This window comes from Paractinoplanes deccanensis (genome assembly GCF_016862115.1).
Taxonomy (GTDB): domain Bacteria; phylum Actinomycetota; class Actinomycetes; order Mycobacteriales; family Micromonosporaceae; genus Actinoplanes; species Actinoplanes deccanensis.
On sequence record NZ_BOMI01000002.1, the window covers coordinates 33287 to 57768 of the forward strand.

Here is a 24482-nt window from a genome sequence, read left to right on the forward strand (position 1 = left end):
GGACCCTAGATCAGGGTCGGCTGCGGAAGCTGCTCGATCCACCAGTCGGACGCGGTCCGGAAGTCCTCCTCGACGGGCAGGGCCGCGCCCTCGACCGCCCGCCGCCATGCCACCGCCCGGCCGATCCGCGCCAGCCGGAACGCGAGCGAGGCGGACCGCCGCAGCTCCCGCATCGACCCCAGATCGGACCAGACTTCCAGGTACGCGTCGCGCAGCCGCTCCGCCCGGTCCGGCCCGGCCACGCCCAGCGCCACGAGCAGCGACCCGAACGGATGCCCCACGCTCGCGTCACCCCAGTCGAAGAACCGGAACCCGGCGAACACGTTGTTGTCGTGCAGATCGTCGTGCTGCACCGTGGCCGGGATGCCGTCGGCGGCCAGCTCGTCGCACCACTCGTGCACGTCGGCCCCGTACTGCCAGGCGATGAGCGGCACCTCCGGCAACCGCAGATCCGGCACCCCCAGCTCGATCATCCGGTCGGCCCGGCCAGCCACGTCACGCTGCAATGACGCGTACGCCTGAAGCAGACCCACCCAGTCGCTGTCGCCCCGATCGCGCATCGTGGGCCCGGCGTCCGCGGTGAGAAGCCACCCCAGCTCCTCCTGTACGGCGAGAGGCGCCAGCGTGCGACCCGGCACCCACTCCGCGAGCGCGGCGGCCAGCGCGGCCTCGTACCGGCAGCCCGTGATGTTCGCCTTGAACCACCGGGCCCCCGCCGCCGTCATCACCCGAAGCGAAACCGACCACGGCCGCACCCGGACCTCCTCGACGGGCCCGGTCGCCGGCGCGTCGAGATGCGCGGCGATCCAGTCGTGGGCGGCCGCCACCCACGCGGGGTCGTGCCAGTCGTTGCTCCTCATCGGCTCATCCCGGTCGTACGCCTCCACCCCACCGCGCCGCGAACCTCTCCGGCGACAGCGCCCGATCCCACAGCGGCCCCTGCCCCTCCTGGAACCCGAAGGCCGCCAGCCGGTCGCGCTGAGCGTGGGTCGCGATCCCGGTCGCCCGCAACTGCTTGGCGCCCTCTCGGGCCACGGTCGCCAGCTCCCGCAGATAGTCCTCGTCGTCGACACGATGAAGGGTCAGCCCGGCCACCGGAAGCCGCCGCAGCGAAGCGATCGCGGAGCGCTCCGCATCCCACGCGTCGACCAGCACACGGACCCCCAGGGCGGAGAGCCGGGCCAGCGCCTCCGCCTCGGGCGCCGGCACCTCGAAGATGACGGCGCGGGCCGGCACGTCGAACCGTTCCAGATCGCCGGCGAGCCCCGCCAGGAAGTCGGGATCGTCCAGCTCGACGGAGGCCACGGTCACCGACATGGCGAAGTCGTCGTCCACCGTGCCGTCGGACCGCCATTGCGCGAGCCGGCGCAGCACGTCCCGCCGCAGCCACGCCCCGACGTACCGCACCGCCGGGGCGTCGAGAGTGGACATCAGGAAGGCGCCCTCCGCCATCACCCCGTGGACCGGATGCCTCCAGCGCACCACCGCCTCCGCACCCAGCAGCCGGCCGTCACTCAGGCGCAGGACGGGCTGATAGGTCACGCCGAGCCTGCCCTCGGCCAGCGCGGTCAGCGCGGACGGCTCCGGCACGCTGTCGACGCGCATGGAAGGCTCGAACACGGCGACCCCGCCGCCGCCCTGAGCCTTCGACCTGTGCATGGCCGACTCGGCGTCCCGCAGCAGCGACGCGGCGTCGGACTCCTCACTCGCCGGCACCATGCCGACGGACGCGCCGGCCGTCAACTCGCCGCCCGCCACCGGGAACGGCCGGTCGAACTGCGCGGTGACCTGCTCGGCCAGCCGCTGAGCGCCGGCCTCCATGCCGGCGTAGGTGAAGGCGAACGCGTCGCCGGCCACCCGGGCGAGCCCGCTGGACGCCGGCAGGACCGCCCGCAGCCGGTCGGCCACCTGGATCAGCAACTCGCTGCCGGCCTGCTGGCCGCGGGACTCGTTGACCGCCTTGAAGCCGTCCAGGTCGAGCAGGAACACCCACAACCGTCGCGGCGCCTCGTCCAGCAGCCGGGCAAGCTGCGAGAGGAACTGCGGCCGATTGGGCAGCCCGGTCAACGCGTCCGTGTGCGCCGGCGCCCCGGCATCCCCGGCTTCTCCCGCTGTGGCTTCCGCCGGTTGGCGGACCGCCTCGACCGCGCGGCGGGCGGCCGCCTCGGCCCGCGCCAGGCGCCCCCGCTCGCCGGGGAGGCGAAACCAGCCCCACCCGACGACGCGCACCGGAGCGCCGTCGTCACTCATGGCTGCAATATACGGCTCACGTCAGCAGCGACGCGGCCGCGACGACGCCGGTGGCCAGCGCGAGAAGCAGTTGGAGGGCGAGCGCACCCCGCACCGCCCGCACCACCTCGTCGTTGCTGTAGACCGCCTTGAGCTCCGCCACCCGCAACTCGGCGAGCAGATCCTCCTGACTCCAGCCCCGCACCACCCGCAGGCTGAGCACCTTGTCATGGTCGGCCTCAGCCACCCGGTCGACGGCTATCACCGCCAGCACACCCACGAACGTCATCAGCAGAAGCCACGCCGAGGCCCAGTCCAGCCCTTCGGGCGCGCCCACTTGAAGGGCCGTCGCCACAAGCGCTCCCGCGACCCCCGCAGCGAACGTGGCAAGCAGCTTGGCCGTGTCCGCCTGAGCCCGCTGCCGCGCCAGCGCACGATCGGCCTGAACTTCGAGCCACTCCTCGGGCGTCTGCGCCATCGCAGCATGATAGGCCGCCTCGGCGCCTCATCACGCGGTTCGTTCGAGTCGCCGCACTCGTTCCCGGAAGCCGATCAGGGGCGTACGACGTCGTAGCGGGCCGTGACGAAGGCGGCGTTGCGGGCCGTCTCGCGCAAGCGCAGGTCGAGGCGGCGGGGCAGGAGCGGGGCGCCGGCGCCCAGGGTCACCGGCGCGTAGCTGACGAGCACCTCGTCGAGCAGGCCCGCGTCGGCGAATTGGCCGGCCAGGTCGCCGCCGCCGACGACGAAGAGGTTCTTGCCGCCGGCGGCCTTGACCGCCTCGGCGTGGACCTCGGGGACGGGGGCGCTGGTGAAGCGGATGTCGCCGCCGTCCATCGGGGTCAGGTCACGGTGGGTGAAGACCCACGACGGCTGGGTGTACATCCATCCCTCGCCGGTGCGGGCCTGGTGGTCGACGACCCACTCGTAGGTCGCCGCGCCCATCAGGACCGCGCCGACCTCGCCGATGAACGCCTCGTAGTTCATCGGGCCGCGTCTGTCGATCTCCTGTTTCACCAGCCAGTCCAGCGAATGGCGCTGGTCGGCGATGTAGCCGTCGAGGCTGCTCGCCACGTAGTAGATCGTGCTGGTCATGCGAGTTCGTCTCCTGTCGTCTCCTCGTTGCGGTGGCGGCGCAGCCACATGATCGGATCACCGTGGCCCACCGGGTGGCCGGCGGCGCGCAGCATGTGCCGCGCGAGCTGCCGGCGGTGGGCGGAGTAGGTGAGCACGTGCGCGACGACGCTGCTCATCACGAAGCTCTCCGGCGGATCGCACAGCGCGTCGATCAGCCGGTCGTTCCAGGCGCCGCGGCCCTCCAGGTCGCGCACCATCGCGAGCCACGCGCCGGCGACGGCCTCGTGCCGTTCGGCGAGCTCGGCGACATCCCGCATCCCCTCGCGCGGGGTGTCCCGGCCGTCGATCGACGCCAGCCACGTCTCCTTGGCGCGGACCAGGTGGTGCAGGACGCCGGCCAAGGTCTCCTCCGGGCCGTCCCAGGCGAGCACCACCGCGCCGGGCAGGCGCACCTCGTGCAGCGCCGCCTCGTCCAACGCGGCGGCGCGGGAGAGCAGCGCCGCCGTGTCGTCCAGATCGTGGCGGACGAGCTGCTCGACGAGCGGGTTCTCGCTGCGCTCGTGGGCGTCCACCCACAGCGAGATCGGCGGGTGGAAGTGGATGCCGTTCGGCGCGGGCAGCCAGTGCCGCTCGGCGGGCCGGCTCGGCGGATGACCGAAGGCCCGGGAGTACGCCCGCGAGAAGCCCTCGGCCGAGTCGTATCCCGCCGCCCACGCCGCGTCGGTGACCGACGACCCCTCCTTCAGCTGCCAGGCCGCCCGTTCGAGCAGCACCCGCCGGCGCATCGCCACGGGCGACTCGCCGGCCTCGCGCGAGAGCACACGGCTGAAGTGGAACGGCGACGCGAACGCGTCACCGGCCATGTCGGTCAGCGAGCCGTCGTGGCTCTCCGCCAGCACCGCGTCGAGCAGTTCACGAAGCCGATCCCGCCGTACGTTCGTCACCGTGGCATTGTCGCGGCCCGGGCCGCCGGAGCACCTGACCGTTATTGCTCAACCGCGCCGAGCGAGCCGGAGAAGTGTCGTAGGGGCTTGCTACCTTCTCGGCACTGATCCGGAAGGTGTCACTTCGGCCGAGGGAGTCCCGTGACCATCCACCACCACCTGAAGACGTTCGCCGGGCTGCCCGTCGTGGAGATCGACGACGCGACCGAGCCGGTCGATCCGGCCTCGGTGGCCTGGCGCATCGACATGGAGGACTTCGAGGCGAGCGCCGAGGAGTTCGAGGCCGCGTTCGAGCAGATGATGAAGCTGAGCGGGCCGTCCGGGCCGACCGCGCTCATCGTCGGCGAGTGGGGCTCGGCCTACGACACTCCGTTCCCGTTCGAGCTGCTCATTCGCAACGCCGGGCGGCTCGGCGGGCTGCGGGCGCTGTTCGTCGGCGAGATGAGCTCCGAGCAGTGCGAGATCTCGTGGATCAACCAGACCGATGTGACCCCGTTCCTTCAGGCTTTCCCGGCCCTGGAGCGGTTCTGGGTCCGCGGCGCCCAGGGGCTGGAGCTGACCCCGATCCGGCACGAAGGGCTGCGTGAGCTCGTCATCCAGTCGGGCGGGCTGCCGGCCACCGTCGCCCGGGCCGTCGGGGCCTGCGACTTCCCCCGGCTCACCCATCTGGAGTTGTGGCTGGGCGTCGACGCGTACGGCGGTGACGCGCGCGCCGACGACCTCGCGCCGATCCTGAGCGGGCGGGCCTTTCCGGCGCTCACCCATCTCGGCCTGTGCAACGCCGAGATCGTCGAGGAGCTGGCCGCCGCGGTGGCCGCCGCCCCGGTGGTCGCCCGGCTCACCCGGCTCGACCTGTCGCTCGGCGTGTTCGGCGACGCGGGCGCCGAGTCGCTGCTCGCGGGCCAGCCGCTCACCCATCTCGAGACGCTCGACCTGCACCACCATTTCATGTCGGCCGAGATGGCGCAGCGCGTGGTCGACGAGCTGCCGGGTGTCGCCGTCGACGTCTCGGAGCGGCTCGACGAGACCCGGTGGGGCCGCTACACCGTGGTGAGCGAATAGATGCGGCTCGCCGTCGTCGGCAACCCGGGCAATCGCCGGGTCGCCCTCTTCGCCGCCGCCGTGCAGCGGGCCGGTCTGCCCGCGCCGGAGGTCTTCCCGTGGCTCGGCGTGCTGCGTGACGGGCGTGTGCCCGGGCCGGGCACGCTCGTGCGCGTCGACTCGCCGGGTGAGGACGCCGAGGTCGACCGGCTGCTGCGTGAGCTCGGCAGCGGCCGTCCCGCCCGGCCGGCCGAGCACGGTGAGATCGTCGGCGGTGCGGCGGCGTTCGCGGGGTTGCGCGAGGCCCTGGCCCGGGTCGAGGCGGGCGGCGGCGTGCTGCTCAACCGACCGGCCGACATCGTCACCATGACGGCGAAGCCGGACTGCCATGCCGTGCTCAGCGCCGCGGACGTTCCGGTGCCGCCCGCTCTGCCGCGAGTGCACGACTACGCGTCGCTGCGCGCGGCGATGGCCGAGGCCGGCTGGCCCCGGGTGTTCGTCAAGCCCGCCTTCGGATCGTCGGCGTCCGGCGTGCTGGCCCTGGCGGCCGCCGGCAGCCGGGTCACGGCGGTCACCTCGGCCGAGCTCAGCGGGGGCAGGCTTTACAACAACCTGCGCGTGCGCAGATACGACTCCGAAGCCACCGTCGCGTCCATCGTGGACCGGCTCGGCCCGGACGGCCTGCACGTCGAGCGGTGGTTCCCCAAGGCCGCCCTGGCCGACCGGGTCCTCGACCTGCGCGTGGTCGTGATCGCCGGCCGCCCGCGTCATGTCGTGGTCCGCACGAGCCGGTTCCCGATGACCAACCTGCATCTCGGCAACGCCCGCGGTGACGTGGCCGCCGTGCGCGCCGCCGCCGGCGGCCAGGCGTGGGAGGCTGCGATGCGGACGTGCGCGCGGGTGGCCGGGTGTTTCCCGCGCACGCTGCACGTCGGCGTCGATCTGATGTTCCGGGCGGGCTGGCGCGCCCACGCGGTCGCCGAGGTCAACGCGTTCGGCGACCTGCTGCCGGGCGTGCTGGCGGACGGCCTCGACACGTACGGCGAGCAGGTGGCCGCGATCGCCGGCGGCTGGGCGGGTGTGCCGTGCGCGATCTGATCGGCAGTCACGACCTGCTCTTCGTCACGCTCGACACGTTGCGCTACGACGTGGCCGCCGCGTGCCTGGCCGGCGGGCGCACGCCCGAGCTGGCCAAGGTGCTGCCCGGCGGCGTGTGGGAGAGGCGGCACAGCCCCGCCACCTTCACCTATGCGGCGCATCAGGCGTTCTTCGCGGGTTTCCTGCCGACCCCGGTCACGCCGGGGCCGCACGAGCGCCTGTTCGCGGCCCGGTTCGCCGGCAGCGAGACGAGTGGCCCGCGCACGTACGTCTTCGACGCCGCCGACCTGCCGACCGGTCTCGCCGCGGCCGGCTACCACACGGTGTGCCTGGGCGGCGTCGGCTTCTTCAACCCCGGCGCGCCGCTGGGGCGCGTGCTGCCGGGGCTGTTCGCGGAGGCGTACTGGGAGAGCGCATTCGGGGTGACCGCACCGGACTGCCTCGGGGCTCAGCTCGCGCGGCTCGACGCGATCGTGGCGAGGCTGCCGGCCGCGCGGCCGCTGTTCACCTTCCTCAACGTCGCCGCGCTGCATCAGCCCAACAAGCACTACGTGCCCGGCGCGACCGAGGACGGGCTGGAGACCCACGCCGCCGCGCTGGCCTACGTCGACGGCCTGCTCGGGCGGCTCTTCGCCCTCGTGACGAGCCGTGGGAGACCCTGCCAAGTGATCATCTGTTCCGACCACGGCACGCTGTACGGCGAGGACGGCCACATCGGCCACCGAGTCGCGCACGAGGCCGTGTGGACAGTGCCGTACGCCGATTTCGTTCTGGACGCCGCGTGAGACTCGACGACTCCCCCTACCAGGGCTACCTGTACGCCTATCCGCACAAGACCGCGTACCGGCGGCTCGACCCGCGGCCCCCGCTGAGCGAGGTGTGGGCCCAGGAGCCGCAGGACTCGCTCTTCGGCTACGTGCACCTGCCGTTCTGTGAGATGCGGTGCGGCTTCTGCAACCTGTTCACCCGCGCCAACCCGCCCGCCGAGCAGGTCACCGCCTACCTCGCCCAGCTGCGCCGGCAGGCCACGGCCGTGCGGGAGAGCCTCTCCCCCGGCGCGTCGTTCTCCCGGCTCGCGATCGGTGGCGGCACGCCGACCTACCTGACCGCGCCCGAGCTCGAGCGGCTCTTCGCCATCGTCGGCGAGGTCTTCGGCACGGCCGGCGTCCCGCTGTCGGTCGAGACGTCCCCCGCGACCGCCACCCCCGAGCGCCTCGCCGTGCTGGCCGGGCACGGCACCACCCGAGTGAGCATCGGCGTGCAGAGCTTCCTCGGTGCCGAGGCGCGCGCGGCCGGCCGCCCGCAGCGCCTGGCCGAGGTGGAGCGCGCGCTCGCCGCGATCCGGGAGGCCGCGATCCCGGTGCTCAACGTCGACCTCATCTACGGCATCGACGGCCAGACCGCCCAGACGTGGCAGCGTTCGCTCGACGAGGCGCTGCGCCACAGACCCGAGGAGCTCTACCTCTACCCGCTGTACGTGCGGCCGCTCACCGGTCTCGGCCGGCGCGCCCACGCCCGCGCCGACTGGGACAGGCAACGCCTCGACCTGTACGCGCAGGCCGTCGAGGTGCTCACCAGCGCGGGCTACGTCCAGCACTCGATGCGGCAGTTCCGGCTCGCGGGGGCGCCGGTGCCGGAGGGGCCCGACTACTGCTGCCAGGACGACGGGACGGTCGGGCTCGGGTGCGGCGCCCGCTCGTACACCTCGGATCTGCACTATTCGTTCGACTACGCCGTCTCGGTCACCGAGGTCCGCGCGGTCATCGACGACTACCTGTCCCGGCCGGCCTCCGACTTCCGGTACGCCGAGATCGGCTTCCGGCTCGACGCCGCCGAACAGCGCCGCCGCTGGCTGCTCAAGTCGCTGCTGCGCGCCGAAGGGGTCGACGCCGCCGCGTACAGCGAACGCTTCGGCACCCGCCACGACGAAGACTTCCCGCAGCTCGGCGAGCTGGTGGACAGGGGCTGGCTCGACGGGACGGCGCTGACCGCCGACGGCCTGGCCCACTCCGACGCGATCGGGCCGTGGCTGGTCTCGGGGCCGGTCCGCGAGGCGATGGGGGCGTACGTCACGCGATGAACGACCTCTACGTGCTCTATCGCGGGCCGCTGGCGAGCTGCAACTACGACTGCCCGTACTGCCCGTTCGCCAAGCGCGTCGACCCGCCCGAGCTGCTGCGCGCCGACCGTGCCGACCTCGCCCGCTTCGTGGAGTGGGCCGCCACGACCACCGACCGCCGGCTGTCGATCCTGTTCACGCCGTGGGGTGAGGGCCTGACCCGCTCCTGGTACCGCGACGCGATCGTGCGCCTCTCCCACCTGCCCCACGTCGCGCGCGTCGCGATCCAGACCAACCTGGCCACCCGTACGGCCTGGCTCGCCGGCGCCGACCGCGACGTCGCCGCCCTGTGGTGCACCTACCACCCCGGCCAGGTCACCCGGTCCCGCTTCCTCGACCGCTGCCGCGAGCTCGACGACCTCGGCGTCCGCTACTCGGTCGGCGTGGTCGGCCTCCCCGAGCACCACGACGAGGCCGTGGCCCTGCGCGCGGCCCTGCCCCCGACGGTCTACCTGTGGGTCAACGCGGCCGACGGCCACGTCTACACCACCGCCGAGGAACGCCGCTGGACCGAGCTCGACCCGCGCTTCCCCGACAGCGTCCGCCCTCACCCGTCGCTGGGCCTGCCCTGCCACGCGGGCGAGACAGCCATCTCCGTCCTCGGCGACGGCACAGTCCGCCGCTGCCACTTCATCCCCACCCCGATAGGCAACCTGTACGACGGCAGCTGGCGCGCGGCGCTGCGGCCCCGCCCCTGCAGCAACGCCCTGTGCGACTGCCACATCGGCTACATCCACCTCAAACCCCTGCACTTGCGCGACGTGTACGCCGACGGCCTCCTCGAGCGCATCCCCGCCGCCTGGCCACCCTCGCGGGCGCCGAAAAGTGTCGTACCCACCCGATAGCGTTCGTTCCACTGAGGCCGATGAGCGGGGAGGCTCGATGTACAGGCAGGGTGACGTGCTGATCATTCCGGTGGCCGAGAGCGAGGTGCCCGCCTGCGCGCCCGTGCCGCGCGATCGCCGCGGGCGGATGGTTCTGGCGCGGGGTGAGGCGACCGGCCACGCGCATGTGGTGGGCGGCCCCGGTCTGCGGCTGCTGGCCGACGTCGACGATCCCGAGCGCATGTTCGTCGAGGTGCCCAGTCACGGCCGGGTGAGCCACGAGGAGCACGGCCCGATCTCGTTGCCGGCCGGCCACTACCGCGTGGTCCGCCAGCGTGAGTACATCCCCGGCGCCTTCCGCCCGGTCGCCGACTGAGAGGCCGCACGATGCAGCTGACCCACGCCCAGGAAGCCATGGCCGCCGCCATCGAGGACCAGTGGCTGGCCGCCGCGATGGAGACCGGCCCGGCCGACCGCGCCGCCGCCGAGTCCGGCGTCCGCGAGGCCTACCGCCTGGCCGGCGCCACCCCGCCCGAGCAGATCTTCTGGCTCGGCTCCCCGCGCGCCGGCGCGGCCGCCGCCGCCCTGCTCGCCGGCGCCACGCCACCCGGCTCGTCCGCGACCGGCGCCCTGCCGGACGGCTCCACCTCCTCACCCGGCGCTGCTTCGGACAGGCCCGCCTCGCCCTCGGCCGCTGTTCCCGGCGTGTCTTCCGACTGGTTCGGTGAGGTGCACGCCGAGCTCCGGCGCCAGGGCTGGACGCCCGGGTCGCCTGCCGGGCCGTCGATGCGCCGCCGGGTGCGCACCGAGCCGTGGGCCGCCGCCCGCAAGGCCGCCGCCGAGGCGCTGGGCAACGACGGGTGGGCGCAGCTCAGCGCCGCCGCCGGGCGCCGGTCGTGGCCGCTGGTGATGGACCTGGTGGCGGGACGACTGCGCCTGCGCCTGAGCGAGGACCTCACCGCCTCCTTCCCGGGCGGCGCGGGCAGGCCGATGCGCACGGCGGTCCTCGACGCCATCTACGGCCAGCACGACGGCACGTGGCTCGCCACCTTCGAGGCGGCCGACCGCCTGGCGCCGGACGCCGGTCTGATGGCGGGCCTCGCCGGGCTGGCCGACGTGTCCCGCCATGCCGGCTGGTGGTGGGCGACCGAGCGCTACGCCGTGCTGACCGAGCGCCCCACCGTCGTGACCCGCGACAACGTGGGCCGGCTGCACCGCGGTGAGGGGCCCGCCATGGAGTTCCCCGACGGCTACGGCCTCTGGGCGTGGCGGGGCATGCCGATCCCGCCGGAGCTGGTGGCCGAGCTGCCCACCCTCACCGTGGCCCGCATCCGAAAGGAGAAGAACGCCGAGCTCCGCCGGGTCATGCTCGAACACTTCGGCTACGAGCGCTACCTGCGCGAGGCCGGCGCCCGCAACCTCGGCTCCGACGAGACCGGCACGCTGTGGCACCTCGACCTCCCCGGGGACGAGCCCCTGGTCATGGTCGAAGTGGTCAACTCCACCCCCGAGCCCGACGGCACCAGCCGCGTCTACTGGCTCCGGGTCCCACCCGAGACCCGCTCCGCCCGCGAGGGAGTCGCCTGGACCTTCGGCCTCACCGCCGACGAATACCAACCCGTGGTCCAGACCTGACATCCCACGGCGACGCTCGGCCGTGCGCCGCCATCCGCCTGCCGGCCGCCACACCGCCGCCGGGTGGCGAAGGGCCAGCGCCCCGCACGCTCAGCGCGACCAGGACGGCAACGGCCGCCACGGCCAGCAGGTGGCCGGCGCGGCCGGCACGCCACGCGGGCAGGCGGCACGTCACGCGGGCAGGCGGCACGTCACGCGGGCAGGCGGTCACCACGATCTCGTTGCCCCCGCCCGAAGACTCGCCGCCGGTCTCTCCGGGCTGACCCGCGCCGACCGGGCGCCAGGGCTCCGTCGAGGCGTGGCATCCACTTCGGTACGGTCCCTGCGCGTTCTCCGGGTGGCGGTGGAGGCGTGCGGAAGCGTACGAGCGGAGGTCTGTGGCGATGGGGCGCAAGGCGATCGCTGGGCTGGAATGCGCGGATCCCACCGTCATGGTCTGGGAGGACGGTGAGCGGGAGCGCTGGCTGGCCCGGGCCGGGGCGCTCGATCACGGGCGGGAACAGGCCGACTGGGTGCGGGCGGTGACCGGCGCGGACCGGCTCTCCGATCTCAGTCCGGAGCAGGTGGCGTGGCTCTTCGCGAAAGGGCCGGAGGGCTCGGCGCGGGCGCTGCTCGGGACGCCGCTGCTGGTGCGGGTCCGGCAGCGTGTCGATCTGGGGCAGGTGGCCGTCGCGCGGTTCGGGCTGGACGCGCTCGGGCTCGCGCTGCGGGACGCGGCCGAGAGCGCGGACCGGCTCGGCCTGCTGCTGTTGCCGTTCCGGGGGCCGGAGCCGGCCGCGCTGGTGGCCGGGTGGCTGCGGCATCTCGGGTCGGCGCGGCTGTGGGCCCGGCTGTGGCTGGACCGGCACGCCGAGGCGGCGGCGCGGGCGCTGATCCCGGCCGCGGTCGGCCGGGCGAGCAAGGCACGCCAGAACGCCGAGGACGCCCTGCGTCACCTGACGGCGACCGGTCACGGCGAGCTGGTCCTCAAGACCGCCGAGGGGTACGGGGCGGAAGCGCTCGCCGCCGTCGGCGCCCTGCTGGAGCTCCCGCCCACCCGCGAGCTGCCGACGCCCACCCGCCGGCTGCCGGAGCCCGTCCGTAACCCGGCCCTCGGCACGCCCAAGGACGCGCTGCCGGCGGACGAGATCTCTCCTCTGATCGACGCCTTGGCCCGCTCCCGCCTCGCCGATCCGCCCGAACCGCCGCCCGGCGATCCCGCGCCACCCGGCAACCCCGCGCCACCCGGCGATCCCGCGCCGGCCGGCAGCGGTCGGCCTTTGGCGGTCGAGTCGTCCGCGGCCGCGCAGCCGCTGGTGCACCCGCCCGACCCTGAGGCCGCTGCCCTCTTCGCCGCCCACGAGCCCGCGCGCCTCGCGCGGTTCGGGCGGGAGCTGCTCGACGACTGGCTGGCCGACGGCATGCCCGCGGCCAGGGCGTGGGTGGTGCTCTGCCAGGCGCACATCGGCGACGACGCCACGATGGACAAGCTCGGGCCCCTCGTGCGGGCGTGGCCGGCGCAGAGCCGCTGGCAGCGGGCCGTCGACGGGCTCGCCGTGCTGGCCACCGCCGGCACCGACGTGGCGCTGCGCCATCTGCTCGCCATCGAGGAGAACATGGTGGGCGGGCCGATGAACGATCGCGCCCTCGTGCACCTCGCGCAGGCCGCCGCCCGGCGCGGGCTCACCGTCACCGAGCTGGCCGACCGCCTCGCCGTCACGCATGGGCTCGACGGCGGCGTCACGCTCGACTACGGGCCGCGCGCGTTCACGGTCGAGGTCGACGACCATCTCACCCTGTACGCCGTCGACGCCGCCGGCCGCCGGCTCGCACGGCCCCCGAAGCCGGGCGTCAGGGACACCAGACCCGAGGGTCACCAGCATTTCGTACGGCTGAAGAAGGATCTCCGGACGACCGCGTCGAGCCAGATCGCGCGCCTGGAACGCGACATGCTCGCGCATCGCCCCCGCCCCGCGCGGCACGTGCGCGACGTGCTGCTCCCCCACCCGATCCTCGGCCCGCTCGCCCGCCGCCTCGTGTGGGCCGAGCCCGGGGCCCGCACGTTGCGCATCGCCGAGGACGGCACCTTCGCCGACGTCGACGACACCACCGCGCCCGTCGGCGACGACGCTCCCCTGGTGATCGTGCACCCCGCCGAGCTCACCGCGGACGAGCTGGCCGGCTGGTCGCAGATCTTCGCCGACTACGAGATCGTGCAGCCTTTCCCGCAGATCAACCGGCCCGCCGTCCGGCTCACCGGCGAGCAGCGGGCCGCCACCGGCCTCCCCGGCTTCGGCCCCGTGTCCTCCGAGGAGATCCTCGATCAGTTGCGCAAGGACCGTTGGCTGGGCAACAGCTCCTCCAGCGCGAACCGCCTGCACACCCAGCTGTACCGCACCCTGCCGGACGGTCACGCCCTGGTGGTCGAGATCGACCCCGGGGTGACGATGTTCGCCACCAACGCGCCCACCCAGCGGATCACCGAGATCTGGCTGGACGACGCCGCCTCCGACCACTGGCAGCTCGCCCGCACCACGCCCCTGGGCGCCGCTGACCCGGCCGCGCTGTCGGAGGTTCTGGTCGAGCTCTACCGGCTGGCGCCGCACCGCTAAGGTCGGGTGCCGACATCGATGGAGGCGAGCGTTGACTCCGAGATCCCGCGGTCACGGCGGTGACGGCGACGGCGGCCGGGGCCGCCGCGGGCGAGGCGGGCGGCCGGGCAGTGTGCGGCAGGGCGAGGGCCAGGCGCGCGAGGCGTTCCAGGGCGGCCGCCCCACGGCCGCGGGCGGCGGCGCGCCGTCGCCGGGGTCGCGCTCGCCGTCCGGCCAGCCGCAGGGCGTCCCCTACGGTTTCCGCGACTTCGGGCAGTTCCGCGAGTTCGCCGGCCGGTTCCGCGACCGGATGCGGGAGCTCTACCCCGACCTGGACATGGGGTTCCAGGGCAGCTCGGTCACCGGCCGCAGCGCCGAGACGGGTGCGCCGTTCGACGAGGGCCGGGTCAGCGACTACGACCAGCCCGGCAGGCTCGCCGAGGCCCTCGGGGTCGAATGGGTCAGGCACGAGAGCGACTACCGCGGCGTCTACTTCGCGGCCCGCCCGCCGGCCGGCAACGGCAAGCTCCGGCTCCAGTCCAACGACCTGCGCGACGGCGACGAGGCGTACTACCAGGAGCCCGACTTCCCCGAGTACCGCTACCTGCTTTTCGTCGACAAGTTCGACCGGCCCGACGAAGTACGCGGCAAGCTCGCTGCGCTGCCGCAGTGGCGGTTCCTCTACCGCAGCGTCGTGGAGTAGCGGCCGATGCGACTGGCCGGCACCCGGGCGGAGCGGCTGGCGGCGATCCCCTACCGGGCGGCCGGCCCCGGCGGCGTCCCGCACAATGTGCAGCTCGGCGTGGCCCGGCTGCCGGTCGACGCCCTCCCGGCGGGCTGTGACGCTCTGCTCGTCGCCGGGGACCTGCAAGGCGTCGCGCCCTCGCCGCTCGGCGGCGACCCGGGGCTGCTCGGCATCGCGCTCGCCGACTACCTGGGCGTGTGGGCCGAGAGCGGGCTGCTGCCGCCGGCCGACCGGGTCGGCGTGCTGCTCACCGGCGATCTCTACTCGGCGCCCGGCGCCGACAAGCGCGGCGCGTCCGGCGGCGTCCTCGACGTGTGGCTGGCGTTCGCCGCGGCGGGCTGCCCGATGGTGCTCGGGGTGGCCGGCAACCACGACGAGGTGACCGCCGCGCAGGTGGCGGAGCTCGGCCCGGACGTCGCGCTGCTGGACGGTGACCGTCGCGGGTTCGGCGGTGTCACGGTCGCCGGCGTCTCGGGCATCGTCGGTGACCCGGGGCGCGCTCTGCGGCGTACCGAGAAGGAGTTCTTGACCCTCCTCGGAAGGCTCACCGCGCCGCCGCCGGATGTGCTGCTCCTGCACGAGGGCCCGACCGGCGACCGGGCGGGTCAGCTCGGCCGGGAGTCCGTGCGGGGCGCGCTCGAGAAGCGGGCGCCGGCGATCACGTTCTGCGGGCACGTGCACTGGGACGAGCCCGTGGCGGCCCTCGGCGACGGGCATGTCGTCAACGTCGACGCCCGCGCCGTCGTCCTCACGACATGATCCATTTGTGCCGGTCGTTGTTACACTCCGGCGCATGCCCGAGCTTCCCGACACCCAGGCGTTCCTGGACCCGGACGCGTCCCGCGAATATCTGCGCTCGTGGAAGGAGAGCGTCGACCGGACGGCGGCACGGGCCGCGGCCATGAGCGAGCGGATGGAACGGCTGCGGGTCACGGCGCGTGACGGCAACGGGCTGGCCGAGGTCACCATCGACTCCGCCGGGGTGCTGGTCGGCCTGGAACTCACCGACCGCATCCACCGGTTCGAGCCGCAGGTGGTGGCGCGGGCGGTGATGAGCGCGCTGCGTGACGCGCGGGCCCGGGCGGCCGACCGAGCACACGAGATCGCGGTCGAGACGATGGGTCCCGACTCGCTGTCGGCGCGCACGGTGGCCGACCGCATGCGCCAGGCCCTGGAACGGCCCGGCCAGGAGCCGCCGGCCGGCGACGACGAGCCGGAGCGGAGGGGACACTGACGTGCCGGACGCCTTCCAGGTCGACTCGTCGCAGCTGTTCCGGCACGCCGCGAACGTGCGGGCGGTGCGCGACCAGCTCGCCGCGATCAAGGGCGCGAGCGGCGCGATCGTGAACTGACCATGGTGTCCAACTCCTCCCTGGTGGCGACGTCGACGACCACCCGCACCGCGTACACGGGCATCTCGCTCGCCGACGGCTTCCAGGGCCTCCAGCAGTCGGTGCGGGGCGGCAGCTGGGTCGACGGCATGCTGGCCGGCGGCGCGTTCGTGGGCGACGCCGCGGCGACCGTCATCGACCCGTTCAGCGCCCTGCTGGCCAACGGCCTGGGCTGGGTGATGGAGCACTTCGAGCCGCTGCGCGACGTGCTCGACAAGCTGGCGGGCATCCCGGACAAGGTCACGGCGCACGCGCAGACGTGGGCGAACATGGCGGGCGCGCTCCAGACGATGGCCGAGGACCTGCGGTCGAGCCTCGCCGCCGACCTGCCCGACTGGGGCGGTGCCGCCGCCGACTCGTACCGGTCGATGATGACCAACAACGTGGACGGCCTCGGCGGCCTCGCGGTGCTGGCCGACACCATGTCCGCGGCCACCCAGGCGGCGGGCAACCTGGTCCAGTTCACCCGCGACATCGTCCGCGACCTCATCTGCGACCTGGTGGCGCGCGTGATCGTGTGGGCGGCCGAGGCGCTCGCCATCGTCACCATCCCGGTGGTCACCGCCCAGATCATCTCGGCGGTGGCCAAGTGGTGCGCCCGCATCTTCGGCTACACCGGCGCCCTGATCAGCAGCCTGGAGAACCTGACCACGCTGATGGAGGGCTGACCGGCCCGGCCGGCCTTGACTGCGGCCCGCGTTCGTTGTATCGGTAGAAGTAAGTTGAGTCGACGCCACTCAACCTCAGGCTTTGGTGAAGGAGCACCAAGGAGGAGATGGCCATGCTTCTGCGCACCGACCCGTTCCGCGACCTCGACCGCCTGTTCGAGCAGTTCACCGGCACCAGCAGCCGACCGGCGGTGATGCACGTCGACGCCGAGCGCGACGGCGACATGTTCTACGTCTACTTCGACCTGCCCGGCGTCGACCCCGGCTCGATCGACCTGACCGTCGAGCGCAACGTCCTCCAGGTCCGCGCCCAGCGGCAGCGCCGCACCACCGACAGCGCCGAGATGGTGATCAGCGAACGCCCGATGGGCGTCTTCAGCCGCCAGCTGTTCCTCGGCGACACCCTCGACACCGACAGCCTCAAGGCCAGCTACGACGACGGCGTGCTGACCCTCGAGATCCCGGTCTCCGACCGCGCCAAGCCCCGCAAGATCGCTATCGACTCCACCAGCCAGGGCCGCAAAGAGATCCGCGGCTGACCGGGGCCTGTCACCACGCCGGTGAAGGGGCCGGGCGCACGTCCCCTCACGTCTCGCTACCGCGCTCCTTCACCGGCACCACACAGGCGTTGACGGTTGACGGCCTCGACGACGTCCTCACCGGTGGCCAGCCAGCTCTCCCGAGCCTCCACCTCGGCACCGTACTGAGCGTCGAAGTTCATGGCGTGCAGCTGGAAGGCCAGCAGGTCGTTGAGGTAGTCGTCGTGGCTGGCCCAGGTCGAACGGTACGGCCCGGCCCCCTTGAACCGGAGGAACCTTTCCCGTACGCCTCTGACCCGGGTCACGATGCCGGAGAAAGTTCGCAAGGCGCTCGCGCAGCTGCGCCGCGGCCTTCTCGGCCCCGATCTCCTGCGCACGCCGGCGAGCGAGCGCTTGCTGCTCGGTCGCTTCGGCCACCTGCCAGCCCAGATCGTCACCATTGGCGTCGAGCTGCTCCTCACGCGCGCGCAACTTCGCAGCACGCGCGCGGCGGGCCCCGAGGGGCGCCGCTGGCCGACCTCGCCGCCAACGATTTCTCGGTCGCCGTCAAGCGGGCGGAACCCGCCGCGCGCTCTCGTGCGCAGGTCGCCATGGTGGTCGGCTTGATGTTCGGCGCCGTCGCGCTCGCCACGGGGATCCTGGCGCTGGCTTCCCTCTTCTGAAAAGTGATCCGACCTGCTATCCCCTTAGGACATGGCGACGGGGATGCGGGAACGGCTGGTCGAGGCGCTGCGGGCCGGGGAGCTGGACGGCCTGCACGGGGTCGTGGTCGTGCAGGGCGGCCGGACCGTGCTGGAGCACTACGGGGCGGGTGAGGACGTCAGCTGGGCCACGCCGCTCGGGATGGTGCAGTTCGGGCCGGGTGTGCTGCACGATCTGCGGTCGGTGACGAAGAGTGTGACCGCGCTGCTCTACGGGATCGCGCTGGGTGAGGGGCTGGTGCCGGGGCCGGAGGAGCCGCTTCTGCCGCACTTCCCGGAGTACGCCGACCTCGCCGCGGATCCGGAGCGGGCGCGGCTCACGGTGGAGCACGCGCTGACGATGACGCTGGGGCTGGAGTGGCGCGAGGACGTGCCGTACGACAGCCCGGCGAACGCCGAGATCGCGATGGAGATGGCGGCGGACCGCTACCGGTACGTGCTGGAGCGGCCGATCGTGGCGCCACCGGGCACCGAGTGGTCGTACTGCGGCGGGGCGACGGCGCTGCTCGGCAAGCTGATCGCCGACGGGACCGGGCTGACCCTTCCCGAGTACGCGGCGCAGAAGCTCTTCGCCCCGCTCGGCATCCGCGAGTTCGGGTGGCTGGCCGGAGCGGACGGCGTGGCGTCGGCGGCCTCGGGGCTGCGGCTCGACCCGCGCGACCTGGTCAAGATCGGGCAGCTCGTGCTGGCCAAGGGCGACGGCATCGTCCCGGCCGAGTGGATCGACACGATGCTGCGGCCGCGCTTCGACACGGCGTGGGGCGCGCGGTACGGCTACCAGTGGTACATCTCCGAGGTCGCCGGTCACCGGCTTGTGGCGGGCATGGGCAACGGCGGCCAGCGGCTCGTCGCCGTACCCGATCTGGATCTCGCCGCCGCCATCGTGACCGGCAACTACGACGCCCCGGATCAGGCGCGGATCCCCACGCTGCTGCTGGAACGAGTGATCTTGGCCTAACCCACCGCCGACAGCAGGGACGCCAGGGCTCGCGGCTCGGAGAACATCGGCCAGTGCCCGGTGGCGAGCTCGGCGTAGGTCCAGTCGTCGCCGGCCATCAGCGCGAACATCGGCACGGTCGCCGCCATCTCGCGCAGCTGCGCTTCGGTGAAGGAGCACAGGATGCCGGTGCGCGGCAGCGTCCGCCACGCCCCGCTGTGATGCACCGGGCCGGTCGCCGTGCCGAGGGGCTGGGCCCGGCCGCGTTCGCGGACCACCGCCCAGTCGAAGCCCCGCGCCGTCGGCGGCGCCTCGGCCGGCACCGGCACCAGGCCGTCGACGGCCCGCGGCGGCGCGCCCTCGAAGTCGGCCTGGGACATGCCGTCCGGCAGCGGCCCGGTGTCGACGTAGACCAGCCGGGCGACCCGCTCGGGCTTCCGGTCGGCGGCCGCGGTGATCACCAATCCGCCGTAGCTGTGCCCCACCAGGACCACGTCGTGCAGGCCGTCCAGCAGGCCGGCGAGCTGATCGACGTGGTCGGCCGCGACGGTGCCCGGATCCAGGGACGGGGACACCTGGTGAACCTCGTGCCCGGCGGCCCGCAGCGGCGCGGCGACCTCGTCCCATGCCCATCCGCCCAGCCAGAACCCCGGTACCAGAACGTATGTCGTCATGCGAACCACGCTAGGGCTTATACCGGGCGGAACCCGCCCGGTATAGAGTGTGCGCCATGCCACAACCGCTGGGACGCGTGCTCGGGCTGCTCGAACTGCTCCAGGCCGGCCCGGCCGGTCACACCGTCGGCCGGCTCGCCGAGCGGCTCGGCGTCGACGAGCGCACCGTGCGCCGGTACGCGGCCCACCTCACCGACCTGGGCATCCCGGTCGAGAGCCGCCGCGGACGGTACGGCGGCTACGCGCTCGCACCCGGCTACCGCCTGCCGCCGCTCATGCTCACCGACGACGAGGCCGTCGCCGTCCTGCTCGGGCTCGTCGCCGGCCGCCGCATCGGCCTGTCGGGCGCCGCCGCCGCGGCGGAGACCGCCCTGGCGAAGATCCAGCGCGTGCTGCCCCGGGTGCTGAGAGCCCGGACCGACGCGCTGCTGTCCACCCTCGACTTCGCTGCCGGCGGGCCGGCGCCCGCGCCGAGCACGTCGACCGGCACCCTGCTGACCCTGGCCGCCGCCGCCGGCGAGCGCCGTCCCGTCGCCTTCGCCTACACCAAGCCGGGCGCCGCGCCGGCCGGCCGGCGGCTCGACCCGTACGGGCTGGTCTTCCACAACGGCAAGTGGTTCGTGACCGGGCACGACCACGATCGCGGAACGACACGGACGTTCCGCCTCGACCGGATCGGCGCGGCCGAGACGCTCGACGGCACCTTCGACGTGCCGGCCGGCTTCGACCCGGGCGCCCACGTCGCCGCGGGGCTCGCGACGGGAGCCTGGCGTCACCAGGTGTCCGTGCTCCTGCACACCGACCTCGACCAGGCCCGGCGGCGCATCCCGCCCACTGTCGCCACCCTCACCCGGGCGCCGGACGGGGTGCGCCTGACCGCTCGCGTCGAGCGCCTCGAGGGCATGGCGCAGATGCTCGCCGGGCTCGGCTGGGACTTCACCGTCGAGTTCCCCGGCGAGCTGCGCGACGAGGTCGCCGCCCTGGCCGCCCGGCTACGGACAGCCGCCGGGCGCGGGGCTACCGATCACGAAGGGACACCGCCACCGGATAGTGGTCGGAGGCGTACTCCGTCTCGTCGCCACGGATGACCGTCATGTCGTGCGCCCCCTCGGCCAGCGACGGGCTGGCCAGCACGTAGTCGAGGCGCATGCGGGAAAATTCGCGGCCGCCACCGGCGGTCGTGGGCACGGTCAGCGGTGAGCCCGATCCGGCCACCCGCCAGAGGTCGACGAAGCCGGCGTCGAGGAAGGCGCCCACCGCCCGGGTGTCCGCCGAGCCGTCCGCGGCCAGGTGCCGGCGGCGCAGGAAGCCCGGCTGCGGCGCCAGGGTGGCGGTGTGGTCCGTGCCGGGATCGAGGCCGTTGAGATCCCCGGCGATCAGCGCCGGGCCGGGCAGCGCCGGGTAGCGCGCGGCCAGCCAGATCGCCTCGCGCATGCGGCGGTAGGGGGCGAACGGGTTGAGGTGGGCGCTGACCACGGTCAGGTCGCCCACCCGGACGATCGAGGCCGCGTGGTGCAGCTGCCACGTCACGGCGGCGCGCGCGCCGATGGTCAGCGGCGGCCGGACCAGCACGGCGACCGGCTGGCCGAAGACCGAGCGGGCCAGGTGCGGCACCATCCCGACCTCGTCGGCCAGCGCGCGCATCGTCCGGCCGCTGTTGCGCTCGAAGTCGCGCAGCTCCTGCAGGGCGAGCAGGTCGGGCCTCTCCCGGTTGATCACCGCGGCGATCGCCGGGAGCCGCTTGCCGCCGCCGGTCTTGATGTTCCAGGTCATGAACCTCACGCGGTCACCGGTTCCCGCTTGGTCACCGAGGCCTCCGCGGCCGCCTCGGTCACCGACGTGGCGTGCGCGTTCGGCCGGATCACCCAGTAGAGAAGACCGATCCAGCAGGCCGTCAACAGGGCCGCGCCCAGCACGTCCGACGGGTGGTGCATGCCGCGGTACATGCGCGAGACCGCCACCAGCGCCGGCATCAGGATCGCCAGGCCGGCGAAGACCCAGCGCCACCACTGCCGCACGCGGGCCATGCAGATGACGGCGATCGCCACCCACAGGCACATGGTCGCGGCGATGTGGCCGGACGGGAACGACGACGTGGGCAGCTGGCCGTCGAGCTGCTCCACCGGGGGCCGGGGCCGGCCGACCGCCGCGGCCGTGCAGAGGAAGAGCGTGAGCTCACCGATCATGGCGAGGACCAGGAAGAGCACCGGGCGCCACTGCCGCCACAGCGCGAGCGCGATGGGGCAGAAGATCAGCGAGACGAAGAGGATCGCATGCGTGTCTCCGGCCTTGCTCGCCGCCCAGCTCAGGTCGTCGAGCCGCGCGGTGCGGAAGGTCTGGAGCCAGCGGGGCACGCCGTCGTCGAAGGAGGCGAACGGGGTCCACCGGGTCAGGGAGTAGCCGACCACGTAGAGAAGGCCGAACGTGAAGACCCAGCCGACCAGGATCTCGGCGCCCTTCGCCCACGGGTGCGGCAGCACGCGGCCCTCGGCGGGCGCGGGGGCCAGATCGGTCGCGGCCTCCGGTTCGAGGCCCTCGGCCAGCGGGTGCTCGTCGTGGCCCGCCTCGCGGCGCCAGACCCGGAACGCGTACGCGGTGACGCTGATCCACGCCAGCCCGAGGAACCACCCGGCCAGCACGTCGGAGAGGAAGTGCACGCCGAGCGCTATGCGGGTCAGCCCGACCGCCACGATCAGCACCGCGGCCAGCGTGATCACGAGCGCCCGGAAGCGGCGGGTGGCCGAGAGGATCACGAGCGCGAGCATCCCGTACACGATCGTGGCTCCCAGGGTGTGGCCGCTCGGGAAGCTGTTGCCCTGCCCGTACGCGATGGGATCGGCGACGACCGGCCGCACCCGGCCGACCAGCGCCTTGAGCGACGGGTCCAGCAGCAGCGCGCCCACGCCGGTGACCGCCAGGTAGATCGCCAGCCGGGGCAGCCGGCGGATCAGCAGCAGCAGGATCATCATGATCGTCACCGAGAACAGGGTGGTGCGCCCGCCCAGCTGGGTGATCCTGGAGAGCACCTCGACGGCCGCGGGGTGCGGGGCGACCAGGTCGTTGAGCGACGAGGCGATCGACTGGTCGAGGTCGCGCAGCGGCGCCCAGTGGTAGCGCACGAGCAGCAGCAGCGTGCCGAACGCCAGGCCGGCAAGCACCACCGCGGCCAGGCCGGCGACGCTGCGCTCGGCGAAGTGCCGCACGGGTGCCCACCCGGCGCGCTCGACCACGCGGTGTTCGTCGGTCACGTCGGCTCCTCCAGGGGGATCGATCGGGGTGCGACCCGAATTACCCGGTGGGCTCCTTCCGTACACCGTGGTGCCGCTGCTCCGGCACGACCGGGCTCGGCTCCCACTTGTCGGCCACGGCGGGATTCGGCACGCCGACCCGGGCGGCCTCCAGCTGGGCGGCGAACGCGATGCCCAGGAAGAGCGCGATGCCGGTCAGATTGGCCCAGAGCAGCAACGCCATGATCGCAGTGAGCGGGCCGTACGTGGCGCCGAATCCGTCACCGAAGCGCACGTACGCGGCGAGCAGCAGGCTGGCCAGCCACCACAGCACCGTCGACACCACCGCGCCGAAGATCAGCCAGGTGAGGCCGGGCTGGTGCCGCCGGGCGCTGTACTTGAAGAGCAGCCCCACCGCGAAGACGATCAGCGCGAGGCTCAGCGGCCAGCGGACCACGTCCCATGCCACCCGCACGGTGCCCGGCCAGTGCCAGTGCTGCTCGGCCGCCTCGCCGAACGGCCGCCCCGCCACGAGCAGCAGGAAGCCGATCAGCGCGGGCACGCCGGAGAACGCCATGAGCAGGGTCGCCCGCACGTACTTGTGCAGGGCCGGCCGGTCGCGCTCGACGCCGTAGATGCGGTTGGCGCCGCGCTCGATCTGGGCCATCGCGGTGGTGAGCGCCACCATCCCGGTGATCAGACCGAGGGTCAGGGCCACCTCGCCGGCGTCGCGGGTGCGCTCGCTGTCCTCCAGCAGCTCCCGGACGAGCGGGTCGCTCGCGCCCGGGGTCAGCGCCAGCACCGTGTCGGCGACCACCTCGCCGCCCGACTCGACGCCCAGGTCGGCGGCGAGACCGGCGAGCGCGATGAGGAACGGCACGATCGCGAGGCAGAGCTGGAACGCGAACGCGCGGGCGTGGCTGAAGCCGTCGCCGTACCGGAACCGGATGAACGCGTCGCGGATGAGCGGCCATCGGCCGTACCGCTTGAGCGCGAGCATCGCGTCGTCGGCCGAGAGCTCGTCCCCGCTCATGTCGCGCGTCTCGGGGACCGGCGACGTGCTACTCACGCGCGGCCTCGCGGATGTCCTCGGCCGCCTCGGCCGCCCGGCTCGCGTCGTACGCCAGGTCGGGGTCGCCCGCCGGGCGCGGCACGCAGAGCAGCAATGCCGACGGCTTGATGTGGATCTTGAGGTGGCGGCCGGGGTCGATGAGGTCGCCGTCGAGCTGCCGCTGCTGGATCTGCCGGGTGTGGATCTCGACGCGCTCGGCGGAGTAGGTCTCCATCAGCGGCACCCGCTTACGGCGGCGCACCACGGCCCAGGACAGCCGCGCCCAGTGCCCGAGGTTGTTGGGGCTCAGGATCGCCACGTCGAGCTTGCCGTCGGCCGGGTCGGCCTCCTGGAGCAGGCGTACGCCGCCCTGGAGCCGGCCGACGTTGCCGACGATCACGGTCCGCGCGTGCCGGGGCATCGGGTTGCCGCCGTCGAGCACGATCCGCGCGCGCATCGGCCGGTCCCGCAGGTGGCGCAGCGCCCCGCCCACGTACGCCAGCCAGCCGATGTGCTTCTTCGCCGTCTCGGACGTGCCGGCGAGCATCTGGGCGTCGAAGCCCATGCCGGCCATCACCACGAAGCAGCGGCCGCCCTCGACCACGCCCACGTCGATGCGCCGCCGGCCGCCCTCCAGCGCCACCTCCACGCCGGTCGCCGGGTCGGTGCCGAGGCCCAGGTTGGCCGCCAGCAGGTTGCCCGTGCCGGCCGGCAGCACCGCCATCGCCACCTTCGAGCCGGCCAGCGCGGTCACCACCTCCATCACCGTGCCGTCGCCGCCGCAGGCGAAGACCAGCTCGGCGCCCTCCCGGACGGCCTGCTTCGCCTGGCCCTGGCCGGGGTCCTCGGGGGTGGTCTCGTACCAGGCCGGCTCGGGCCAGCCCGCGTTCGACAGTCCTTCGCCGATGGTGCGGCGCAGGTGATCGATGTCGGGCACCTTGGCGGGGTTGTAGACGACTGCGCTGCGGGGTCCGGTCACGCCGACAGTTTGCCCGAGCCACCCGAGAATCATTCG

At 73.5% G+C, this 24482-nt stretch carries 27 protein-coding genes; 16 read left to right on the forward strand and 11 right to left on the reverse strand.

Annotated features, from left to right (window positions below; genetic code table 11):
* Positions 1-5: 5 nt before the first annotated feature.
* From Ade02nite_RS00255 to Ade02nite_RS00275, 5 genes are all read right to left on the reverse strand, one after another.
* Entirely contained in the window at positions 6-860 is an 855-nt protein-coding gene (locus Ade02nite_RS00255; protein ID WP_203759296.1) for a phosphotransferase, read from the reverse strand.
* A gap of 4 nt (positions 861-864) precedes the next feature.
* Positions 865-2250: an EAL domain-containing protein gene (locus Ade02nite_RS00260; protein ID WP_203759298.1), complete on the reverse strand. Its 1386-nt coding sequence runs from the start codon at positions 2248-2250 to the stop codon at positions 865-867.
* A gap of 16 nt (positions 2251-2266) precedes the next feature.
* Entirely contained in the window at positions 2267-2707 is a 441-nt protein-coding gene (locus tag Ade02nite_RS00265) for a hypothetical protein (RefSeq protein ID WP_203759300.1), read from the reverse strand.
* A 74-nt stretch (positions 2708-2781) separates the two neighbouring features.
* Positions 2782-3321 (reverse strand): dihydrofolate reductase family protein, encoded by a 540-nt coding sequence (locus Ade02nite_RS00270; protein ID WP_203759302.1) that lies wholly within the window; start codon positions 3319-3321, stop codon positions 2782-2784.
* Positions 3318-4247: a helix-turn-helix domain-containing protein gene (locus Ade02nite_RS00275; protein ID WP_239168403.1), complete on the reverse strand. Its 930-nt coding sequence runs from the start codon at positions 4245-4247 to the stop codon at positions 3318-3320. Before Ade02nite_RS00275 ends, Ade02nite_RS00270 begins: the two co-directional genes overlap by 4 nt.
* Positions 4248-4388: 141 nt before the next feature.
* Here Ade02nite_RS00275 and Ade02nite_RS00280 point away from each other — a divergent pair, with 141 nt between their 5' ends.
* The 13 genes from Ade02nite_RS00280 to Ade02nite_RS00340 all read left to right on the forward strand — a co-directional run bounded on the left by Ade02nite_RS00280 (position 4389) and on the right by Ade02nite_RS00340 (position 16877).
* A complete protein-coding gene (locus Ade02nite_RS00280) occupies positions 4389-5309 on the forward strand; it encodes an STM4015 family protein (RefSeq protein WP_203759304.1) in 921 nt (306 codons plus the stop codon).
* Positions 5310-6386, forward strand: a complete 1077-nt coding sequence (locus Ade02nite_RS00285; protein WP_203759306.1) for an STM4014 family protein — start codon at positions 5310-5312, stop codon at positions 6384-6386.
* Positions 6374-7171 (forward strand): STM4013/SEN3800 family hydrolase, encoded by a 798-nt coding sequence (locus Ade02nite_RS00290; RefSeq protein WP_203759308.1) that lies wholly within the window; start codon positions 6374-6376, stop codon positions 7169-7171. The genes Ade02nite_RS00285 and Ade02nite_RS00290 overlap by 13 nt, the downstream gene beginning before the upstream one ends.
* Positions 7168-8466, forward strand: coding sequence for an STM4012 family radical SAM protein (locus Ade02nite_RS00295; protein WP_203759310.1), 1299 nt, complete (start codon positions 7168-7170; stop codon positions 8464-8466). Before Ade02nite_RS00290 ends, Ade02nite_RS00295 begins: the two co-directional genes overlap by 4 nt.
* Entirely contained in the window at positions 8463-9350 is an 888-nt protein-coding gene (locus Ade02nite_RS00300) for an STM4011 family radical SAM protein (RefSeq protein WP_203759312.1), read from the forward strand. Before Ade02nite_RS00295 ends, Ade02nite_RS00300 begins: the two co-directional genes overlap by 4 nt.
* A gap of 37 nt (positions 9351-9387) precedes the next feature.
* Positions 9388-9705 (forward strand): DUF8820 family protein, encoded by a 318-nt coding sequence (locus Ade02nite_RS00305; RefSeq protein ID WP_203759313.1) that lies wholly within the window; start codon positions 9388-9390, stop codon positions 9703-9705.
* An 11-nt stretch (positions 9706-9716) separates the two neighbouring features.
* Positions 9717-10964 (forward strand): DUF6745 domain-containing protein, encoded by a 1248-nt coding sequence (locus tag Ade02nite_RS00310; protein ID WP_203759315.1) that lies wholly within the window; start codon positions 9717-9719, stop codon positions 10962-10964.
* Positions 10965-11347: 383 nt separating this feature from the next.
* Entirely contained in the window at positions 11348-13555 is a 2208-nt protein-coding gene (locus Ade02nite_RS00315) for a DUF4132 domain-containing protein (protein ID WP_203759317.1), read from the forward strand.
* A 31-nt stretch (positions 13556-13586) separates the two neighbouring features.
* A complete protein-coding gene (locus Ade02nite_RS00320) occupies positions 13587-14237 on the forward strand; it encodes a hypothetical protein (protein ID WP_203759319.1) in 651 nt (216 codons plus the stop codon).
* Between the two features lie 6 nt (positions 14238-14243).
* Positions 14244-15038 (forward strand): metallophosphoesterase family protein, encoded by a 795-nt coding sequence (locus Ade02nite_RS00325; RefSeq protein WP_203759321.1) that lies wholly within the window; start codon positions 14244-14246, stop codon positions 15036-15038.
* Between the two features lie 34 nt (positions 15039-15072).
* The gene (locus Ade02nite_RS00330) at positions 15073-15513 is read left to right on the forward strand and encodes a YbaB/EbfC family nucleoid-associated protein (protein ID WP_203759323.1); all 441 of its coding nucleotides are present in this window, start codon (positions 15073-15075) and stop codon (positions 15511-15513) included.
* Between the two features lie 120 nt (positions 15514-15633).
* On the forward strand, positions 15634-16338 hold the full coding sequence (locus Ade02nite_RS00335; RefSeq protein ID WP_203759325.1) for a WXG100 family type VII secretion target: 705 nt from the start codon (positions 15634-15636) through the stop codon (positions 16336-16338).
* Between the two features lie 113 nt (positions 16339-16451).
* Positions 16452-16877, forward strand: coding sequence for an Hsp20/alpha crystallin family protein (locus Ade02nite_RS00340; RefSeq protein WP_203759327.1), 426 nt, complete (start codon positions 16452-16454; stop codon positions 16875-16877).
* Positions 16878-16933: 56 nt separating this feature from the next.
* Here Ade02nite_RS00340 and Ade02nite_RS00345 read toward each other — a convergent pair whose 3' ends face one another.
* Positions 16934-17182, reverse strand: coding sequence for a hypothetical protein (locus tag Ade02nite_RS00345; RefSeq protein ID WP_203759329.1), 249 nt, complete (start codon positions 17180-17182; stop codon positions 16934-16936).
* A 1-nt stretch (position 17183) separates the two neighbouring features.
* Here Ade02nite_RS00345 and Ade02nite_RS00350 point away from each other — a divergent pair, with 1 nt between their 5' ends.
* Both Ade02nite_RS00350 and Ade02nite_RS00355 read left to right on the forward strand, forming a co-directional pair.
* On the forward strand, positions 17184-17483 hold the full coding sequence (locus tag Ade02nite_RS00350) for a hypothetical protein (protein WP_203759331.1): 300 nt from the start codon (positions 17184-17186) through the stop codon (positions 17481-17483).
* 87 nt (positions 17484-17570) lie between these two features.
* Positions 17571-18536 (forward strand): serine hydrolase domain-containing protein, encoded by a 966-nt coding sequence (locus tag Ade02nite_RS00355; RefSeq protein WP_203759333.1) that lies wholly within the window; start codon positions 17571-17573, stop codon positions 18534-18536.
* Here the strand turns inward: Ade02nite_RS00355 and Ade02nite_RS00360 are convergent.
* Entirely contained in the window at positions 18533-19189 is a 657-nt protein-coding gene (locus Ade02nite_RS00360) for an alpha/beta fold hydrolase (RefSeq protein WP_203759335.1), read from the reverse strand. The two genes, Ade02nite_RS00355 and Ade02nite_RS00360, sit on opposite strands and share 4 nt — an antisense overlap.
* 56 nt (positions 19190-19245) lie before the next feature.
* On the opposite strand from Ade02nite_RS00360, the gene Ade02nite_RS00365 reads away from it, so the two are divergent.
* Positions 19246-20277, forward strand: a complete 1032-nt coding sequence (locus tag Ade02nite_RS00365) for a helix-turn-helix transcriptional regulator (RefSeq protein WP_203759337.1) — start codon at positions 19246-19248, stop codon at positions 20275-20277.
* Here the strand turns inward: Ade02nite_RS00365 and Ade02nite_RS00370 are convergent.
* From Ade02nite_RS00370 to Ade02nite_RS00385, 4 genes are read right to left on the reverse strand one after another with little or no spacing between them, the layout of a single operon-like run.
* The gene (locus Ade02nite_RS00370) at positions 20207-20962 is read right to left on the reverse strand and encodes an endonuclease/exonuclease/phosphatase family protein (RefSeq protein WP_203759553.1); all 756 of its coding nucleotides are present in this window, start codon (positions 20960-20962) and stop codon (positions 20207-20209) included. The genes Ade02nite_RS00365 and Ade02nite_RS00370 overlap by 71 nt on opposite strands.
* A 5-nt stretch (positions 20963-20967) precedes the next feature.
* Positions 20968-22437 (reverse strand): phosphatase PAP2 family protein, encoded by a 1470-nt coding sequence (locus Ade02nite_RS00375; RefSeq protein WP_203759339.1) that lies wholly within the window; start codon positions 22435-22437, stop codon positions 20968-20970.
* Between the two features lie 40 nt (positions 22438-22477).
* Positions 22478-23485: a YihY/virulence factor BrkB family protein gene (locus tag Ade02nite_RS00380; RefSeq protein ID WP_203759341.1), complete on the reverse strand. Its 1008-nt coding sequence runs from the start codon at positions 23483-23485 to the stop codon at positions 22478-22480.
* On the reverse strand, positions 23478-24479 hold the full coding sequence (locus Ade02nite_RS00385; RefSeq protein ID WP_203759343.1) for a diacylglycerol/lipid kinase family protein: 1002 nt from the start codon (positions 24477-24479) through the stop codon (positions 23478-23480). Before Ade02nite_RS00385 ends, Ade02nite_RS00380 begins: the two co-directional genes overlap by 8 nt.
* Positions 24480-24482: the final 3 nt, after the last annotated feature.

Bases quoted from the DNA above. Each gene is read 5' to 3' on its own strand.
- Ade02nite_RS00255 (WP_203759296.1), bottom strand. From the start codon at position 860: ATGAGGAGCAACGACTGGCACGACCCCGCGTGGGTGGCGGCCGCCCAC.
- Ade02nite_RS00260 (WP_203759298.1), bottom strand. From the start codon at position 2,250: ATGAGTGACGACGGCGCTCCGGTGCGCGTCGTCGGGTGGGGCTGGTTT.
- Ade02nite_RS00265 (WP_203759300.1), bottom strand. From the start codon at position 2,707: ATGGCGCAGACGCCCGAGGAGTGGCTCGAAGTTCAGGCCGATCGTGCG.
- Ade02nite_RS00270 (WP_203759302.1), bottom strand. From the start codon at position 3,321: ATGACCAGCACGATCTACTACGTGGCGAGCAGCCTCGACGGCTACATC.
- Ade02nite_RS00285 (WP_203759306.1), top strand. From the start codon at position 5,310: ATGCGGCTCGCCGTCGTCGGCAACCCGGGCAATCGCCGGGTCGCCCTC.
- Ade02nite_RS00300 (WP_203759312.1), top strand. From the start codon at position 8,463: ATGAACGACCTCTACGTGCTCTATCGCGGGCCGCTGGCGAGCTGCAAC.
- Ade02nite_RS00305 (WP_203759313.1), top strand. From the start codon at position 9,388: ATGTACAGGCAGGGTGACGTGCTGATCATTCCGGTGGCCGAGAGCGAG.
- Ade02nite_RS00310 (WP_203759315.1), top strand. From the start codon at position 9,717: ATGCAGCTGACCCACGCCCAGGAAGCCATGGCCGCCGCCATCGAGGAC.
- Ade02nite_RS00315 (WP_203759317.1), top strand. From the start codon at position 11,348: ATGGGGCGCAAGGCGATCGCTGGGCTGGAATGCGCGGATCCCACCGTC.
- Ade02nite_RS00325 (WP_203759321.1), top strand. From the start codon at position 14,244: ATGCGACTGGCCGGCACCCGGGCGGAGCGGCTGGCGGCGATCCCCTAC.
- Ade02nite_RS00330 (WP_203759323.1), top strand. From the start codon at position 15,073: ATGCCCGAGCTTCCCGACACCCAGGCGTTCCTGGACCCGGACGCGTCC.
- Ade02nite_RS00335 (WP_203759325.1), top strand. From the start codon at position 15,634: ATGGTGTCCAACTCCTCCCTGGTGGCGACGTCGACGACCACCCGCACC.
- Ade02nite_RS00340 (WP_203759327.1), top strand. From the start codon at position 16,452: ATGCTTCTGCGCACCGACCCGTTCCGCGACCTCGACCGCCTGTTCGAG.
- Ade02nite_RS00350 (WP_203759331.1), top strand. From the start codon at position 17,184: ATGCCGGAGAAAGTTCGCAAGGCGCTCGCGCAGCTGCGCCGCGGCCTT.
- Ade02nite_RS00355 (WP_203759333.1), top strand. From the start codon at position 17,571: ATGGCGACGGGGATGCGGGAACGGCTGGTCGAGGCGCTGCGGGCCGGG.
- Ade02nite_RS00360 (WP_203759335.1), bottom strand. From the start codon at position 19,189: ATGACGACATACGTTCTGGTACCGGGGTTCTGGCTGGGCGGATGGGCA.
- Ade02nite_RS00365 (WP_203759337.1), top strand. From the start codon at position 19,246: ATGCCACAACCGCTGGGACGCGTGCTCGGGCTGCTCGAACTGCTCCAG.
- Ade02nite_RS00370 (WP_203759553.1), bottom strand. From the start codon at position 20,962: ATGACCTGGAACATCAAGACCGGCGGCGGCAAGCGGCTCCCGGCGATC.
- Ade02nite_RS00385 (WP_203759343.1), bottom strand. From the start codon at position 24,479: ATGATTCTCGGGTGGCTCGGGCAAACTGTCGGCGTGACCGGACCCCGC.